Below are 13,445 nucleotides of genomic sequence, written 5' to 3'. Positions count from 1 at the left end.
TTTTATGAACGGGCTGGATCATTTTCCGGCCCGTTTTCTTTTTTCTTACTTATAAATATCTCGTAAATCAATCCACCGAGTAATCCTAACAAGATAATGATCGAAGAGAATTTCGATAATTTATTACCTACATAATAAGACTTCGGTTCAAATTTCATCACGATATCATGTTTGCCTGTCGGGATCTTCGCGCCGCGTAGCGCATAGTTTACCCTCACAATTTCTGAAGCTTTACCATCTATGTAAAGTTCCCAACCAGCAGGGTAATAGATTTCGGAGAATACCGCGAAGCCGGGTTGACTATTATTACTTTGATATTGTAACTCGTTCAGTCCATATTTCGTTAAGCGGATTTGGCTGCTACTATCTTTCCCGAAATTATATCCCTGTAAAGCGGTGTTGAATCTTTTATCGATCACGACGGTATCCCTAGGATTGAAAGTCGTTAATGCCTGCATTTCGGCATTGGCATTATCTGCCCATTCCACGCCGTTTACGAACCAGGCATTACCCAAGGCATCCGGGTTTCTTTGGTAGGTAAGACCCCCTTGCTGGCCCGGTATGATAAAATACTTGGTATTCAGCATATTGTATGCCTGTATATTATTCTTGCTGAGCTGGTTCTCGATCAAATCTTGATAAATCGACAGTTTTACCGCATGGTATCCACCGATAAATTTATGATAATAAGACGGTACCGCGTTCTGGAAGGCATCTACCGAGAAGTCCATGACCCTGTAATAAGGATCGGGATCTTTCAAGATCGCTTCATCTACGGGTCGCATCGTGAAGATATTATTGTATTCCGATGCCGTTACGAAGTTGTCGCTGTTTAAATATCTTTTATCCACGAGGAACAAGTCGGCACCAATTAGAATACCTAAAAGCAGCACCAGTATGTTGGATGATTTGAGCTTACCACTATTCCAATACATGATTACGCCCCAGGCAATCAGGACGATGATTAACGAACGTAATGCATCCGTTCTTAAAGCAGATGCCCTGTCGGCTTCCATGGCGCTGATAGCCTGTTGGTAAACGCCCGGGTTGCTGCCAAATGCTTGTTGGTATTGCATTTTCAGGCTGTCGTGATCGTTGGTAAAGCTAAAGATTCCCATATAGCTGGACAAGATGAACAGCAGGCATAAGCCACCGACGATGTAAAGGCTCAACTTCAATTGCTTGATGAATTGCGCTTTTTCTACCTTGCCGCTAACGATATTATTTAATGCCCAACAAGCCATCACCGGGATCAATATTTGCGGTATCATCAAGGCTTGTGTGGGCGCCCTGAATTTATTATAATAGGGAAGGTAATCGAATAAGAAGTTATTTAATATAGCGAAATTTTTACCTAATGCCAGCAAAACACCCACCACGATCATTATCACCATCCACCATTTCTTCGGACTCTTGATCACGAATAGGGATAAGACAAATAAAAACATTATTGCTGCACCAATATAAATGGGACCCTCGGTAAAGGGTAATGGTCCCCAATATAAGGGGAAGTTGGCGCTAATTTGTTCAGCTTGCGCTCTTGGTACGCCAACCCCCGTAAGGGTTTTATAAGTTTCAGAATTATCACCAATATTTTCGTTGGAACTTCCGCCGTATAAATTCGGTACTAAGAAAGTAAAGGTTTCAACAGCATCCTGGCTCCATTGAAATGCATAATCTTTATCCAGCCCGTTTTTAGTTTTGTTGTTTTGCGCTACTTGCCCGGCTTCCTCTTTCAAGGTAAGCTCACTTTGTCCTCCACGGATGCTGTATTTGGCGTACTCGGAAGTCGTCCAAAGATTTACGGTTGATGGTAGAATTGCTAAAACGGTGGCCACGATACTTAACAAGGTTGCCTTCACAAAATTCGGCACCGTTTTTTGCTTGATGGCAAGTACCAGTTCGGAAACACCGAAAGCGCCGGCTATCAACAGCGAATAATAGAGTACCTGGTAGTGATTGTTGGTTATCAATAATGCTAGGAAAAGGCAACTGACCATGGTACCGATAAAATATTTACCACGGTAAGTGAGTAATAAGCCCGCCAAGAACGGCGCCATATAAACCATGCACAATACTTTACTATCGTGCCCGGTAGCAATCAAGATAATGCTCGAAGTCGATAAGCCGAAAGCGATGGCCCCCGCGATATTGATCCATCGCCTAAATCGCATGACGCTCAGCAGGATATAAAAACCCAGCATTGCTAGGAAGAGGATATTAACAGGTTTGGGTAACCCGAGAGAGATGGCAAGGTGAACCCAGTACATATAGTTCGTTCCTTCCATAAAAATTTGATAAGTTGGCATACCGCCAAACATGCTATTGGTCCAAAGCGGTTGAATCCCGGTACTGTCTTTGTAAGCCCTGGCTTCATGTGATCCGGCTTTCCACTGGATATTATCGCTCTGTCTTAACTCCATTCCTTCGATGACAGGGCTACAAAATAGGAACGCAACTGCTACGAAAATTAGGATGGCATACACATGTGGTAATATGTTCTTTTGCCAATTCATCATCATCGGGTATTTTTGATTTAGTTTTAAAGAAACAAAAATAACTGTAATTTATCCGAAATTTCAATATGGGAGGCATTAGATTTATTATTAAAGTGTGTTTTATCTGTAATTTATGTTACCTGGTGAGCTGGATGTTGAGGATGCATGAACAGTCGGGGGACATGTCTTACCTGTCAAAACATGCCGTTATAATGGGTTTAATCATTGCCGCCCCCTTAAATATCCTGGCTATCTTGTGGTTCCTAGCGCTATTGCTCCGTAAACGGCTGATCTGGAAGGAGGCACACCCGATTTTATTTATTTTTAATTGTATAATATTGATCCTTCAACTGGGAATTGTCTAATGATACATAAGATTGTTAATGATAAAGCAACCAAGCTCTTTATCTTCTTCGCTTGTTTTTTTGTTGCCAATGCTTTAATTGCTGAAGCTATCGGGGGCAAAATTTTCTCGCTGGAAAAAATGCTGGGCCTAAAAGTTCATACTTTCACCATCTTCGGGGAATCTAACCTTTCTTTCAATCTCACTTGTGGCGTATTATTATGGCCCCTGGAATTTGTAATGACAGATATTGTGAATGAATTTTATGGGCCCAAGGCTGTAAGAAGAATTTCTTATATCGCTGTAGCATTAATCAGCTATGCCTTCTTGATGTTTTACCTCGCTATATCAACGCCACCGGCCGATTGGTGGATCACCAGTAGCGAAGATCCTTCCGTACCGAATTTACAAAGTTCATTCTCATTTATTTTCGGGCAAGGGATGTGGATTATATTCGGTAGCCTGGTAGCTTTCCTGGTGAGCCAGATCGTGGATGTTACCGTGTTCCATAAAATCAAGAAAGTGACGGGCGAGAAATATGTTTGGTTAAGGGCTACGGGTTCTACGGTAATATCACAATTGGTTGATAGTTTTATCGTGTTGTTCATCGCTTTTAAGATCGGTAGGGGATGGTCATGGCAAACGGTATTAGCCATTTGCGTGGTGAATTATACGTATAAATTTTTCATGGCTTTAATCATGACGCCGGTAATTTATTTCGTGGAACATAGGATAGTGAAATACCTGGGACCTGAAAAAGCAATGGCCATGAAGCGGGCCGCTATGGGGAAACCCGGGGAGTAGATGTTCAGTTTGGTACTGAACTGCTATGCAGATACATGTTTCTGCATATTGATATTTTTGCTGGTTCGGACTTCCAAGCCCGGATCTACGCACTGCACTTAAAATTGTATTGAGAACGAAATGACACGTACTCTTTATATCCTAAACAGTCAATTGTTGGATTTCTAATGCTGGCGAACGCGATTTTCTATCTATTGAATGTTGTTCTACAGTGGAGTCCGAGCTTGGAAGCTCGAACTAGCGAAGGTTTCAGCATATTTCCAAGATAAATTTTGAAAACCCATTGCCCCAAAAAAAACTGCTGGTTCGAGCTTCCAAGCTCGGACCCAGGCCCAGTTCAGGACATTTAAAATTGTATCGAAAACGAAAAAATACGTACGCTTTGCAGCATACACGACCATTTGATGGCTTTCTAATGCTGTCGAACACGATGCGCTACCAGTTGAACGCTTTTCCAAAAGGCAGTCCGAGCATGGAAGCTCGAACTAGCGAGGTTTCCGGTTGGATTATTCTAGATAAAATTTGAAGGGCTAAACATGAAAAACCGGGTTTGGAACACCAATGGCTTGGAGGCTCGAACCAGCAAATTTACCTTTCGAATATTATGCTAATACCTTTCCTTTACCAAATCGGCAACCACTTTATCAATAGGTAAAGTAACCGCTTCCGATGAAAAATCATTCCATTCGATCCATCTTACACCTTCTACTTCCTCGATGCCTTCGGGTATTTCAAAGTCAAACGGGTTGGCAATAATAGGAGCGGTAAATGCAGAAGTGGGTTTTACTAAATAATAGATGGACAAAATCTGGGAGGTATTGTCAAATGCGGATATTTGGAAGAAATCTGTTGTGTAAATATGTTCAACTACCTTTATTTCTTGTGCTAATTCCTCTTGCCATTCACGGACGATGCATTCCAAGGTGCCTTCGCCAAATTCTAACCCGCCGCCGGGAAACTTGGTATAATAACCGCCGCGGATAAATTCATCACTCACCAGCACTTGTTTTTGCTCGTTAATCATGATGCCGTAAACCCTTACGTTGAAACAAGCCATTTTCTGTTAATTGATAAATGAATGGATAGGGGAATGAATTTAAAACCATTTTTTCTTCATGAAATACCAACTCATCAAAACCGATATCACGATCGATAAAATGACCGGCACATAGAAGGCATGCGGCACTTCCGCGTAAGGAATATGTACGTTCATACCGTAAATACTAGCTACCAACATCGGGAACGAAAGTACGATCGTGATGGATGTCAACCTTTTCATCACCTGGTTCAAGTTGTTGGAGATGATGCTGGCGAATGCATCCATGGTACTACTGAGGATATTGGTGTACACGTTGGCCATTTCCAAGGCTTGGGATGTATCTACGATCAAGTCGTTCAGGAACTCTTTCTCATCTTCATTTAAACCCAGGAAGTTCGTCCTTTCCAACTTCATCAATAGCAATTCATTACTACGTAAGGCGGTAACGAAATATACCAGGCTTTTCTGTATCTGCATCAGGTATAAAAGTTCCTCGTTCCTGTTGCTATCATATAATTTTTGTTCCAGGGCATTGCGCCTTTGGTTGATTTCCTTGAGGTAATCGAGGAAATTCACCGTGACTTTCTCGAATATCTTCAAGACCATCATGTTCCTTTTCTCGGGATGACGGTTATGGAAAGTGTTCAAAAATTTCTTGATAGCCGCATTGTCAAAGGAGTTGACCGTCACGATCTGGTTGTGGGTAAGGATGATCACGATCGGGATGGTGATGTAATAAGCATCACTTTCGTTGATCGAATTATTTTCTGTAGGAGTTTTTATGACAATGAGTTTTACATTGTCTTCCAATTCGAAACGCGAGCGTTCATCAATATCGAGGGAGTCCGTCAAGAAGTCGAGCGGTATATCCAGCTCTTCCGAGAGTTGCTCAAACTCTGATTGTTTGAGCGGCGGCGCCACGTTCACCCAGGCGTCATGCTCGGGGCTATTGATTTCTACCGTGGCAGCATCGATATTTTTGAAAAATTGAATCATCCGGGCGCAAAGGTAGTTAAATCAATGCAGGATTGATATTAGGCCAAATAATTAATTATATTTTAATATCACCTTCGAAAACCCATTCTGCTGGGCCACAAAGCCAGATATTATTGTAAGTTCGATCATCCACCTTCGTAAAACGCACTTCAAGCGGGCCGCCGAGGGTTTGTACCGGGACGGTATATGCTCCCGGGGCGCCCTTCGCGAAGGTGAGCGATGCGGCAGTAACACCGGTACCGCAAGAATAGGTTTCATCTTCAACACCTCTTTCGTAAGTTCTCACGAAAATGCCGTTATCTGTTTCCTGTACGAAATTCACATTGGTTCCCTCTTCTGCGAAACGCTCGTTGTAGCGGATATTGCTGCCTTCTGTATAAACATCCATCTCTTCTATCCCGGTTACATAACGTACGAAATGCGGTGAACCGGTATCCAGGAAGAAATAACCCGGCCCAATTTCCACGTAGTCGACATCCTGCATCTTTAATTGCACCCAGCCATTCTCGGCATATACAACTTCATGGGGCCCATCGCTGGCAATAAATTTAGCTGCATTTTGTTGGATGCCCAATTTTTTTGCGAAGGCGGATAAGCACCTGCCGCCATTTCCACACATACTACCCGGCCGGCCATCGGCATTGTAATAGATCATCTCGAAATCGTAATCCTTGCTCCCGTTCAATAGCATCAAACCATCGCCACCGATGCCGAACCTGCGGTCGCAGAGCTTTTCAACGGTAGGCTGGGAGAGTTCGTTATAAATTCCTTGCCTGTTATCAATGATTACAAAATCGTTGCCCGTACCTTGATATTTATGGAAATGTAATTGCATGTATCAATGTTTAACGCTGCAAAATTAGTCAACAAATTGTATAGACTGCAACTTTAATTTATTTTTTCGATGACAGTCAACGCTTTTTGAATCAATTGTTCTACGGCTGCTGCCCCGTCTTTACTGAATTGTTTACTGACCCTGTTAGCCACGATAGCGCTGATGGACAAGCACTGGTGTCCCAGTACTTTACCCAGGCCATAAATCCCGGCTGTTTCCATCTCGAAATTGGTGATGCGGTGTTCCCCGGATTGGAAACCCGTCAGTTGGTCGATCAGCTCAGGATGGGAGAGCGCCCCGCGTAAAATCCTGCCTTGCGGGCCATAAAATCCCGGGCAAGTCACGGTAATACCTTGGTGAAACCCATTTTTAAAATGGTTTTGCAAACCGGTATTGGCACCGGCAATATAAGGATTGGCAGTGCCGTCTTTCAACGGTACCTGGAGCTTAAAATCAGCCAATACCTGTTGTTCCGTTGCGGAGTTTTCCAAGCTGTAAAACGGTAACAAGTTATCTAAACCCAGGCCGAAAGCGGAAACGACGCATTCATCCACCGGGATATCAGCCTGCAAAGCGCCTGCTGTACCCAACCTGATAATTTTTAAAGACTGTAATGCTTGCTTGATGGTGCGACTATCAAAATCGATATTCACCAAGGCATCCAGCTCGTTCAGCACGATATCAATATTATCAGTTCCTATACCGGTAGACACAACCGAGATTCTTTTGTCGCCCACGTAACCGGTATGGGTAACGAACTCGCGGTGTTGGAATTTACCTTCCAGTTTATCGAAATGTTTGCTGACATTCGCGACGCGATCGGGGTCGCCCACGGTGATAACCGTATCCGCTAATTCGCCCGGTTTGAGGTCGAGATGATAAATAGCGCCACGGCTGTTGAGAATGAGTTCAGATTCAGCTATTCTATCCATAATCAATAGGTTATCGATTTATAATTATTTTTATTTTTTAAATATAAAATGAAAATAGATTTGGCAAATATCCAAAATTTACTACTTTTGCAATCCCAACGAACAAAAATGGTTCCGTGGCCGAGTGGCTAGGCAGAGGTCTGCAAAACCTCCTACAGCGGTTCGAATCCGCTCGGGACCTCCAAGAGAAAGCTGCGATCATGTCGCGGCTTTTTTGTTCATGGAAGTTTCGAAGCTACTACATAATTTTCATATTGATTCTTTTCCCATCCATTTGTAAAATCCTCACCACAATTATATTGATATCATACTTTCATCGTAATTTCCATACATGAAAAATAGTCGCCCAAAGCCTTCGTATTACATCGGTTTGATCGTTTTCTTTTTCGCGGGAGCGGGTTTCCTGATCGCGGGTTTTAATACTTCGCCTGAGAAAATGACCGATGGTGGCGCCATGCGTAGTAGTAACGTGTATTACTTGTTGGGCTCGGCTTTCGTTTTGCTGGCTTTTATCGGGCTGATCGCGGGTATTAAGATGAAGGAACGTAATAAATCCTAACTACGTTCACGGATTTTTAGAAGGATTTATGGATTTCACGGTTGGTTGCGGAGGGTAGTGTGTTGTTGGGGTATTGATACTCTTTTTTAATTTACATTTTAATGTCTTTTTATCGTTCTTGCCCGGCTAAAATTGCATTAAATTTACTCGGATCCCTTACCTGGTCAAGGACATGAACGAAGGATGATCTATTCAGCCCCGCCAAGAAAACGGTGGCGCTTCGCACCTTTGATAGCGAAGCCATACAGTAGCACAAAAGCTGGATCGAGCGATCAAATTGGCGGCCGTGATGGCCAATTTATGTCCTTTTTGGGTACATTTTTTGGGCAAGCTAATAAGTACAAAGAAATGTGCAGGTGGACATTGAATCGAACTATTGTGGCGATGATAATTTTTTCATTGAAAATTTAGTCGGACAATAATGTCTTTTTATCATCATCTTTTATAAAGATAAAAGGGGCCGCCCATAACAGCGAACCCCTTTCTCGTTTTTAAAATGCACATTGACTTAAAGTCTTCTTACCCATATGTTCCGGTAGCTTACCGGGTTGCCATGATCTTGCAAGATGAAGGGCATGGCGCCATGGGCTTTATAGGATGGTTTACCGATGTAAAGGGTTTCGCCATCCAATGATACGTTGTTTTGTACTAGTACGCCGTTTTGTAATACGGTGGCTCTCGCCGGAGATTTCAGGCTGCCGTCTTCATTGAAACGCGGAGCAGTCCAAATCACGTCATAAGTTTGCCATTCTCCCGGTTTTTTACAGGCGTTTACCAAGGGGATTCTTTGTTTATAGAAACTACCGGCTTGGCCGTTTGAATAGGTTACATTATTGTAGTTGTCTAATACTTGTAGCTCGTAATAACTTTGCATGAAGATGCCGGAATTACCACGGCCTTGCCCTTCACCTACCACTTTTTCAGGGGTGCGGAATTCTATATGCAATTGAAAATCTTCAAACTTCTCTTTCGATTTGATAACGCCGGTTCCTTTTTTAACGGTCATGGCGCCGCCGGAAATTGTCCATTGGGCAGGGCCGCCTTTTTCAGATTCCCAATGATTTAAGTTTTTACCATCAAATAAAATGATCGCATCAGATGGAGCCGTGTTCGTTGAAGTGCCCGGTTGGATAACTTTCGGAACAGGCTTCCAAACTTCGGTATCTTCCGGTTTGTCCTGGGCTTGCACCATGAATGTTACCAGGGCAAGCGCTGCTGTAAAAGTGATTTTACGCATGTTTGTATCGAATATTTGTATGTTAAAATTTGATATTATTAACTTATCCTTTGTTATGAAATTCTGGGAATGCTATAACCATTATGATACTTAGCTGCAAGGTATTCATTGGCTGCCTGTTCCTGGAAACGATCATTCGCGGCATCCCAATGAATTTTCTGGTTCGTTTTAAAGGCGATGTTTCCCATTTGAGCATTTACAGCAACATGTGCCCCAACTTGTATAGGTGCATGCAGTTGCCCCAGGTTTTTAGATTTTATTACATCCAGGAAGTTTTTAGTATGTAAAAATACGCCGTCATCCATTTTCTTTTGGCGCGGTACGGCTTCCATCTTGTTGCCTTCGGGTATCACTTCCCAACCGCCTCTATCCAGCACCAGGGTGCCCTTATTCCCGATAAATGCAATTCCGTGATCCCGTCCGTATGGTCCACCGTCAATTCCGGTTGCATGTTCCCATTGCAAATTGAAGCCATCGAATTCGTAAACGGTTGTTAGCGTATCCGGTGTTTCGGCGGCATCATCGGGATAAGCGAATTTTCCACCTGCGGCCATGATCGACTTAGGGAATTGTGCTTTCATGCCATAAAGGGCATAATCGAGTAAATGTACACCCCAATCCGTCATGAGCCCACCTGCGTAATCCCAATACCAGCGGAAGTTAAAATGGAAACGGTTGGCATTGAATGGTCGCTTGGTGGCCGGGCCCAGCCATGTTGTATAATCTACCCCCGCCGGTGCGGCAGCGTCAGCTACTACCGGTATCGATTTCATCCAGCCCATGTAAGCCCAAGCTTTGACCAGCCTGATCTGGCCGAGTTTACCGGAATGTACAAAGTCGATGGCATCCGCAAAATGTTGCTGGCTGCGTTGCCATTGCCCAACCTGCACTACGGAGTTGTATTTCTGTTGTGCAGCTTCCATCGTGCGACATTCAACGATCGAGTTACCGATAGGTTTTTCAACGTACACGGACTTCCCGGCGGCACAAGCATCCGTCATTTGCAAACAATGCCAATGATCCGGTGTGCCGATGATAACTGCATCGATATCCTTGTTGGATAATAAGTCGCGGTAATCGTGGTAAGCTTTAACCTTGATTCCTTTTGTTGCTAATTCCGCGACCCGCTTGTCCAATACATTTTTGTCAACGTCACATAAAGCTACGCATTGTGCTTCGGGATGTTTCAGCATGGCGCTTAGATCCGTCCAGCCCATACCGTTGATGCCGATAGCTGCAACATTGATTTTGTCATTGGCGCTGATCCTGGGTATTGCATGTAATGCTCCGGGAAGTGCTGTGCCGGCAAGAATCGTCGATGCCGATCGAATGAAGTTTCTTCGAGAAAAGCCTGTCATAATGAAAAGATTTATTACGTGGAAAAAAAGACAGTGGCTAACAAGATAAACAAAATTATGTTCCAATATAAAAAAATACCCACCATTTTTTATGAATGGTGGGCCAGGGTATATAAACAATTTGGCAAGTTTTAAATGTTATACGGATCATCTTCATCTTCTTCAATATCGCTGCCGAAGTTCATGATCGTGCCCAGCAGATCGGAGAAGGTAGTGCTATTATCCATAGATTTCTTGCTGATCAAGGAATAAGCGGCCAAGCCATGCAATACAAATTCCATCATCAATAATTTCTCATTGTTATTGGCGGCGGAAAACCGCGCATCGATCAACTCTTTCAAACCGTTTACTTTCTTCAGGTTGGTTTCCCATTGTTTGTCGCTACAATGTTGTAATACCTGTAAACTATTACCTTGGTCAAACCATTGAATAATCGGGCGGTAAGGGTTGGAAGCAGGATCGATTGGTTGTTTGCGCTTCTTGAACGAATCCGGGTTGGGGAAGTACTGGGCGAATAAATTGCGGATGGCTTTTTCCAAGAGGTTGTAGGCTACTTGTGCCGCACCTTCTTGTTCACCTTCGTACAATAATTCTATTTTCCCGGTAATTGCCGGGATGATGCCGTGTAAGTCCGATATCCGCGTCATCGTCGTTTTTTCCTTGTTGATCAAGCTTCTTCTTTCCGCGGCGCTTACCAGGTTTTCGTATGCGGCGATCGTTAAACGGGCGGATACGCCGCTTTTTTTATCCACCAGTTCACTGTTCCTTGCTTCGAAGGCAACTTGTTCGATCAAGCGCTTGAGAATGTCGGGAACATGCACCACTTTTTCCTGTGCCGGTAAAAGGTTCGCCTCTTGCTCCGTAATGAGTAGCGAGCTTTCCACGTCCTTGGGATAGTGGGTAATTATCTGGCTTTCGATACGATCTTTTAAAGGCGTAACGATCGAGCCACGGTTGGTATAATCTTCCGGGTTCGCTGTAAATACGAATAAAATATCCAGCGGCATTCTCAATTTGAAGCCACGGATCTGGATATCGCCTTCCTGTAAAATATTAAACAAAGCCACTTGGATCCTGGCTTGTAAGTCGGGTAATTCATTGATGACGAAAATGCCGCGGTTCGATCTCGGTATGATCCCGAAGTGGATCGCCCTTTCATCTGCATAGCTCAACTTCTGGTGAGCCGCTTTAATAGGATCGATATCACCGATGAGATCAGCAACGGAAACATCCGGCGTAGCCAGTTTCTCGCCGTACCTTTCTTCCCTGGAAAGCCATTCGATGGGCGTTTTGTCGCCCATTTCGGCAATGAGATCTTTCGCATATCTCGATAATGGTGCAAAAGGATCATCATTCACCTCGCTACCGGCCACTACCGGGATAAATTCATCGAGGAAGTCGATCATTTGGCGGGCCATGCGGGTTTTAGCTTGCCCGCGCAAACCGAGGAATAATATATTGTGCCTCGATAATAAAGCGGTTTCAGTTTCCGGTATCACGGTATCTTCATAGCCGATAATACCCGGGAAGGTAGGTGTTTTGCTTTTTAAATGGGTGATAAGATTTTCCCTGATTTCCTCTTTTACGGAGCGGCTTTTGTAACCGCTTTTCTTCAATTCTCCTAACGTTTTTATATGTTGCATCCGGTTCTGTTTCCGATTTTAAAATGAATCAATAAAATTTCCTTTTCCCGCTTTGGAAATCGCGGAAGAGGAACTTGCCCAGGTTGTCGGTGCCGCTGTAAAAGGCTTTCCCGCTGTTAGTTTCGGTAAATTCATTAACGAACTCCTGCAAGTAAGGATCGGTAGCCACCATGAAAGTGGTGATCGGTATTTTGAGCTTCTTGCATTGCGCGGCGAGGTTCAAAGTACGGTTGAGTATCTTCCTGTCCAACCCGAAACTGTTTTTATAATATTGCGAACCGATTTTCAGGCAGGTAGGTTTCCCATCGGTGATCATGAAGATCTGCTTGTTAGGGTTTCTTCTCCTCCTGAGAATGTCCATTGCCAATTCCAATCCGGCCACGGTATTCGTATGGAAAGGCCCGACCTGCAAATAAGGCAGATCCTTGATCTGGATTTGCCAGGCATCATTCCCGAAAACGATGATATCGAGCGTATCCTTGGGATACCTCGTGGTAATGAGTTCCCCTAAAGCCATTGCTACTTTCTTGGCCGGTGTGATGCGGTCTTCGCCGTAAAGGATCATACTGTGCGAGATGTCGATCATCAGCACGGTGGATGTTTGCGTTTTGAAGTCGGTCTCCCTCACTTCGAGATCATCCTGCTGCATATCGAAGATATTCACGCCGTGATTGATTTGCGCGTTGCGGATCGAAGCCGTCATATCGATATTTTCCAGCGGGTCACCGAAGTTGTAAGGGCGCGTTTCGGCATTAATTTCATCGCCTAAACCCGGTTTGCGGGTGGTATGGTTGCCTTGTGTCGATTTTTTCAGTTTACCGAAAATTTCCTCTAAAGCACCTTGGCGGATGGTTTGTTCTGTTTTTGGGGTGATGGTTATTTCCCCCGAAAGTTCATTTTCCTGTATGTACCCCTTTTCTTTTAAATCGTTTAAAAAATCACCGATTCCATAATTTTTATCGGTTAATTGATACTGTTTGTCAAGCTCCATGAGCCATTGCAAGGCTTCATTAAAATCACCGCTCGTATAAGTGAGTAATTGAGTGAAGAAACTGAGCAACCTGTCAAATGGGGAGCGGGCATTTTCGTTCGGATCGAACCGTGAAAAAACTATTCCTCTCATAACCCTTAATCTAAATTATCTACACCTAAATTAAGGAAAACAATTCAGCCATAGGCCAGGTTTCGGTTAAATGTTTGA

12 protein-coding genes and 1 tRNA gene are annotated in these 13,445 nt (G+C 43.7%); 4 read left to right on the top strand and 9 right to left on the bottom strand.

Annotated features, from left to right (window positions below; translation table 11 throughout):
* Positions 1–2: 2 nt before the first annotated feature.
* On the bottom strand, positions 3–2,522 hold the full coding sequence (locus COR50_RS18580; protein WP_157760990.1) for a YfhO family protein: 2,520 nt from the start codon (positions 2,520–2,522) through the stop codon (positions 3–5).
* A 62-nt stretch (positions 2,523–2,584) separates the two neighbouring features.
* Between COR50_RS18580 and COR50_RS18575 the strand changes: the two genes are divergently transcribed.
* Both COR50_RS18575 and COR50_RS18570 read left to right on the top strand, forming a co-directional pair.
* Entirely contained in the window at positions 2,585–2,863 is a 279-nt protein-coding gene (locus COR50_RS18575; RefSeq protein ID WP_098195380.1) for a hypothetical protein, read from the top strand.
* Positions 2,863–3,645 carry a queuosine precursor transporter gene (locus COR50_RS18570; RefSeq protein WP_098195379.1) on the top strand — a complete coding sequence of 261 codons (783 nt, stop codon included), beginning with the start codon at positions 2,863–2,865 and terminating at the stop codon, positions 3,643–3,645. Before COR50_RS18575 ends, COR50_RS18570 begins: the two co-directional genes overlap by 1 nt.
* A gap of 607 nt (positions 3,646–4,252) precedes the next feature.
* Here COR50_RS18570 and COR50_RS18560 read toward each other — a convergent pair.
* The 4 genes from COR50_RS18560 to COR50_RS18545 are packed head-to-tail and all read right to left on the bottom strand — an operon-like array spanning position 4,253 to position 7,447.
* Complete coding sequence (locus tag COR50_RS18560) at positions 4,253–4,702, bottom strand: NUDIX domain-containing protein (RefSeq protein ID WP_098195377.1); 450 nt, start codon at positions 4,700–4,702, stop codon at positions 4,253–4,255.
* A gap of 39 nt (positions 4,703–4,741) precedes the next feature.
* On the bottom strand, positions 4,742–5,680 hold the full coding sequence (locus COR50_RS18555; protein ID WP_098195376.1) for a magnesium transporter CorA family protein: 939 nt from the start codon (positions 5,678–5,680) through the stop codon (positions 4,742–4,744).
* 55 nt (positions 5,681–5,735) lie between these two features.
* On the bottom strand, positions 5,736–6,515 hold the full coding sequence (gene dapF, locus COR50_RS18550; RefSeq protein ID WP_098195375.1) for a diaminopimelate epimerase: 780 nt from the start codon (positions 6,513–6,515) through the stop codon (positions 5,736–5,738).
* 53 nt (positions 6,516–6,568) lie between these two features.
* Positions 6,569–7,447 (bottom strand): nucleoside phosphorylase, encoded by an 879-nt coding sequence (locus COR50_RS18545; RefSeq protein ID WP_098195374.1) that lies wholly within the window; start codon positions 7,445–7,447, stop codon positions 6,569–6,571.
* 110 nt (positions 7,448–7,557) lie between these two features.
* Between COR50_RS18545 and COR50_RS18540 the strand changes: the two genes are divergently transcribed.
* Both COR50_RS18540 and COR50_RS18535 read left to right on the top strand, forming a co-directional pair.
* Positions 7,558–7,631 (top strand) — tRNA-Cys (locus COR50_RS18540).
* Between the two features lie 147 nt (positions 7,632–7,778).
* Positions 7,779–8,006, top strand: a complete 228-nt coding sequence (locus COR50_RS18535; protein WP_098195373.1) for a hypothetical protein — start codon at positions 7,779–7,781, stop codon at positions 8,004–8,006.
* A gap of 508 nt (positions 8,007–8,514) precedes the next feature.
* Here the strand turns inward: COR50_RS18535 and COR50_RS18530 are convergent.
* The 4 genes from COR50_RS18530 to COR50_RS18515 all read right to left on the bottom strand — a co-directional run bounded on the left by COR50_RS18530 (position 8,515) and on the right by COR50_RS18515 (position 13,367).
* Positions 8,515–9,243, bottom strand: coding sequence for a 3-keto-disaccharide hydrolase (locus COR50_RS18530; protein ID WP_098195372.1), 729 nt, complete (start codon positions 9,241–9,243; stop codon positions 8,515–8,517).
* A 53-nt stretch (positions 9,244–9,296) separates the two neighbouring features.
* The gene (locus tag COR50_RS18525; RefSeq protein WP_098195371.1) at positions 9,297–10,601 is read right to left on the bottom strand and encodes a Gfo/Idh/MocA family protein; all 1,305 of its coding nucleotides are present in this window, start codon (positions 10,599–10,601) and stop codon (positions 9,297–9,299) included.
* A 131-nt stretch (positions 10,602–10,732) separates the two neighbouring features.
* Positions 10,733–12,244 carry a sigma 54-interacting transcriptional regulator gene (locus COR50_RS18520; protein WP_098195370.1) on the bottom strand — a complete coding sequence of 504 codons (1,512 nt, stop codon included), beginning with the start codon at positions 12,242–12,244 and terminating at the stop codon, positions 10,733–10,735.
* Positions 12,245–12,272: 28 nt separating this feature from the next.
* On the bottom strand, positions 12,273–13,367 hold the full coding sequence (locus COR50_RS18515) for a vWA domain-containing protein (RefSeq protein ID WP_098195369.1): 1,095 nt from the start codon (positions 13,365–13,367) through the stop codon (positions 12,273–12,275).
* Between the last annotated feature and the right edge of the window lie 78 nt (positions 13,368–13,445).

The sequence above is a fragment of the Chitinophaga caeni genome, assembly GCF_002557795.1.
In the GTDB taxonomy this organism is placed as follows: Bacteria; Bacteroidota; Bacteroidia; order Chitinophagales; family Chitinophagaceae; genus Chitinophaga; species Chitinophaga caeni.
This window is presented reverse-complemented; position numbering and strand designations above follow the sequence as displayed.

Coding starts and splice junctions, on each gene's coding strand:
- COR50_RS18515 (WP_098195369.1), bottom strand. CDS start 13,367: ATGAGAGGAATAGTTTTTTCACGGTTCGATCCGAACGAAAATGCCCGC.
- dapF (WP_098195375.1), bottom strand. CDS start 6,515: ATGCAATTACATTTCCATAAATATCAAGGTACGGGCAACGATTTTGTA.
- COR50_RS18535 (WP_098195373.1), top strand. CDS start 7,779: ATGAAAAATAGTCGCCCAAAGCCTTCGTATTACATCGGTTTGATCGTT.
- COR50_RS18570 (WP_098195379.1), top strand. CDS start 2,863: ATGATACATAAGATTGTTAATGATAAAGCAACCAAGCTCTTTATCTTC.
- COR50_RS18545 (WP_098195374.1), bottom strand. CDS start 7,447: ATGGATAGAATAGCTGAATCTGAACTCATTCTCAACAGCCGTGGCGCT.
- COR50_RS18520 (WP_098195370.1), bottom strand. CDS start 12,244: ATGCAACATATAAAAACGTTAGGAGAATTGAAGAAAAGCGGTTACAAA.
- COR50_RS18560 (WP_098195377.1), bottom strand. CDS start 4,702: ATGGCTTGTTTCAACGTAAGGGTTTACGGCATCATGATTAACGAGCAA.
- COR50_RS18580 (WP_157760990.1), bottom strand. CDS start 2,522: ATGATGATGAATTGGCAAAAGAACATATTACCACATGTGTATGCCATC.
- COR50_RS18555 (WP_098195376.1), bottom strand. CDS start 5,680: ATGATTCAATTTTTCAAAAATATCGATGCTGCCACGGTAGAAATCAAT.
- COR50_RS18525 (WP_098195371.1), bottom strand. CDS start 10,601: ATGACAGGCTTTTCTCGAAGAAACTTCATTCGATCGGCATCGACGATT.
- COR50_RS18530 (WP_098195372.1), bottom strand. CDS start 9,243: ATGCGTAAAATCACTTTTACAGCAGCGCTTGCCCTGGTAACATTCATG.
- COR50_RS18575 (WP_098195380.1), top strand. CDS start 2,585: ATGGGAGGCATTAGATTTATTATTAAAGTGTGTTTTATCTGTAATTTA.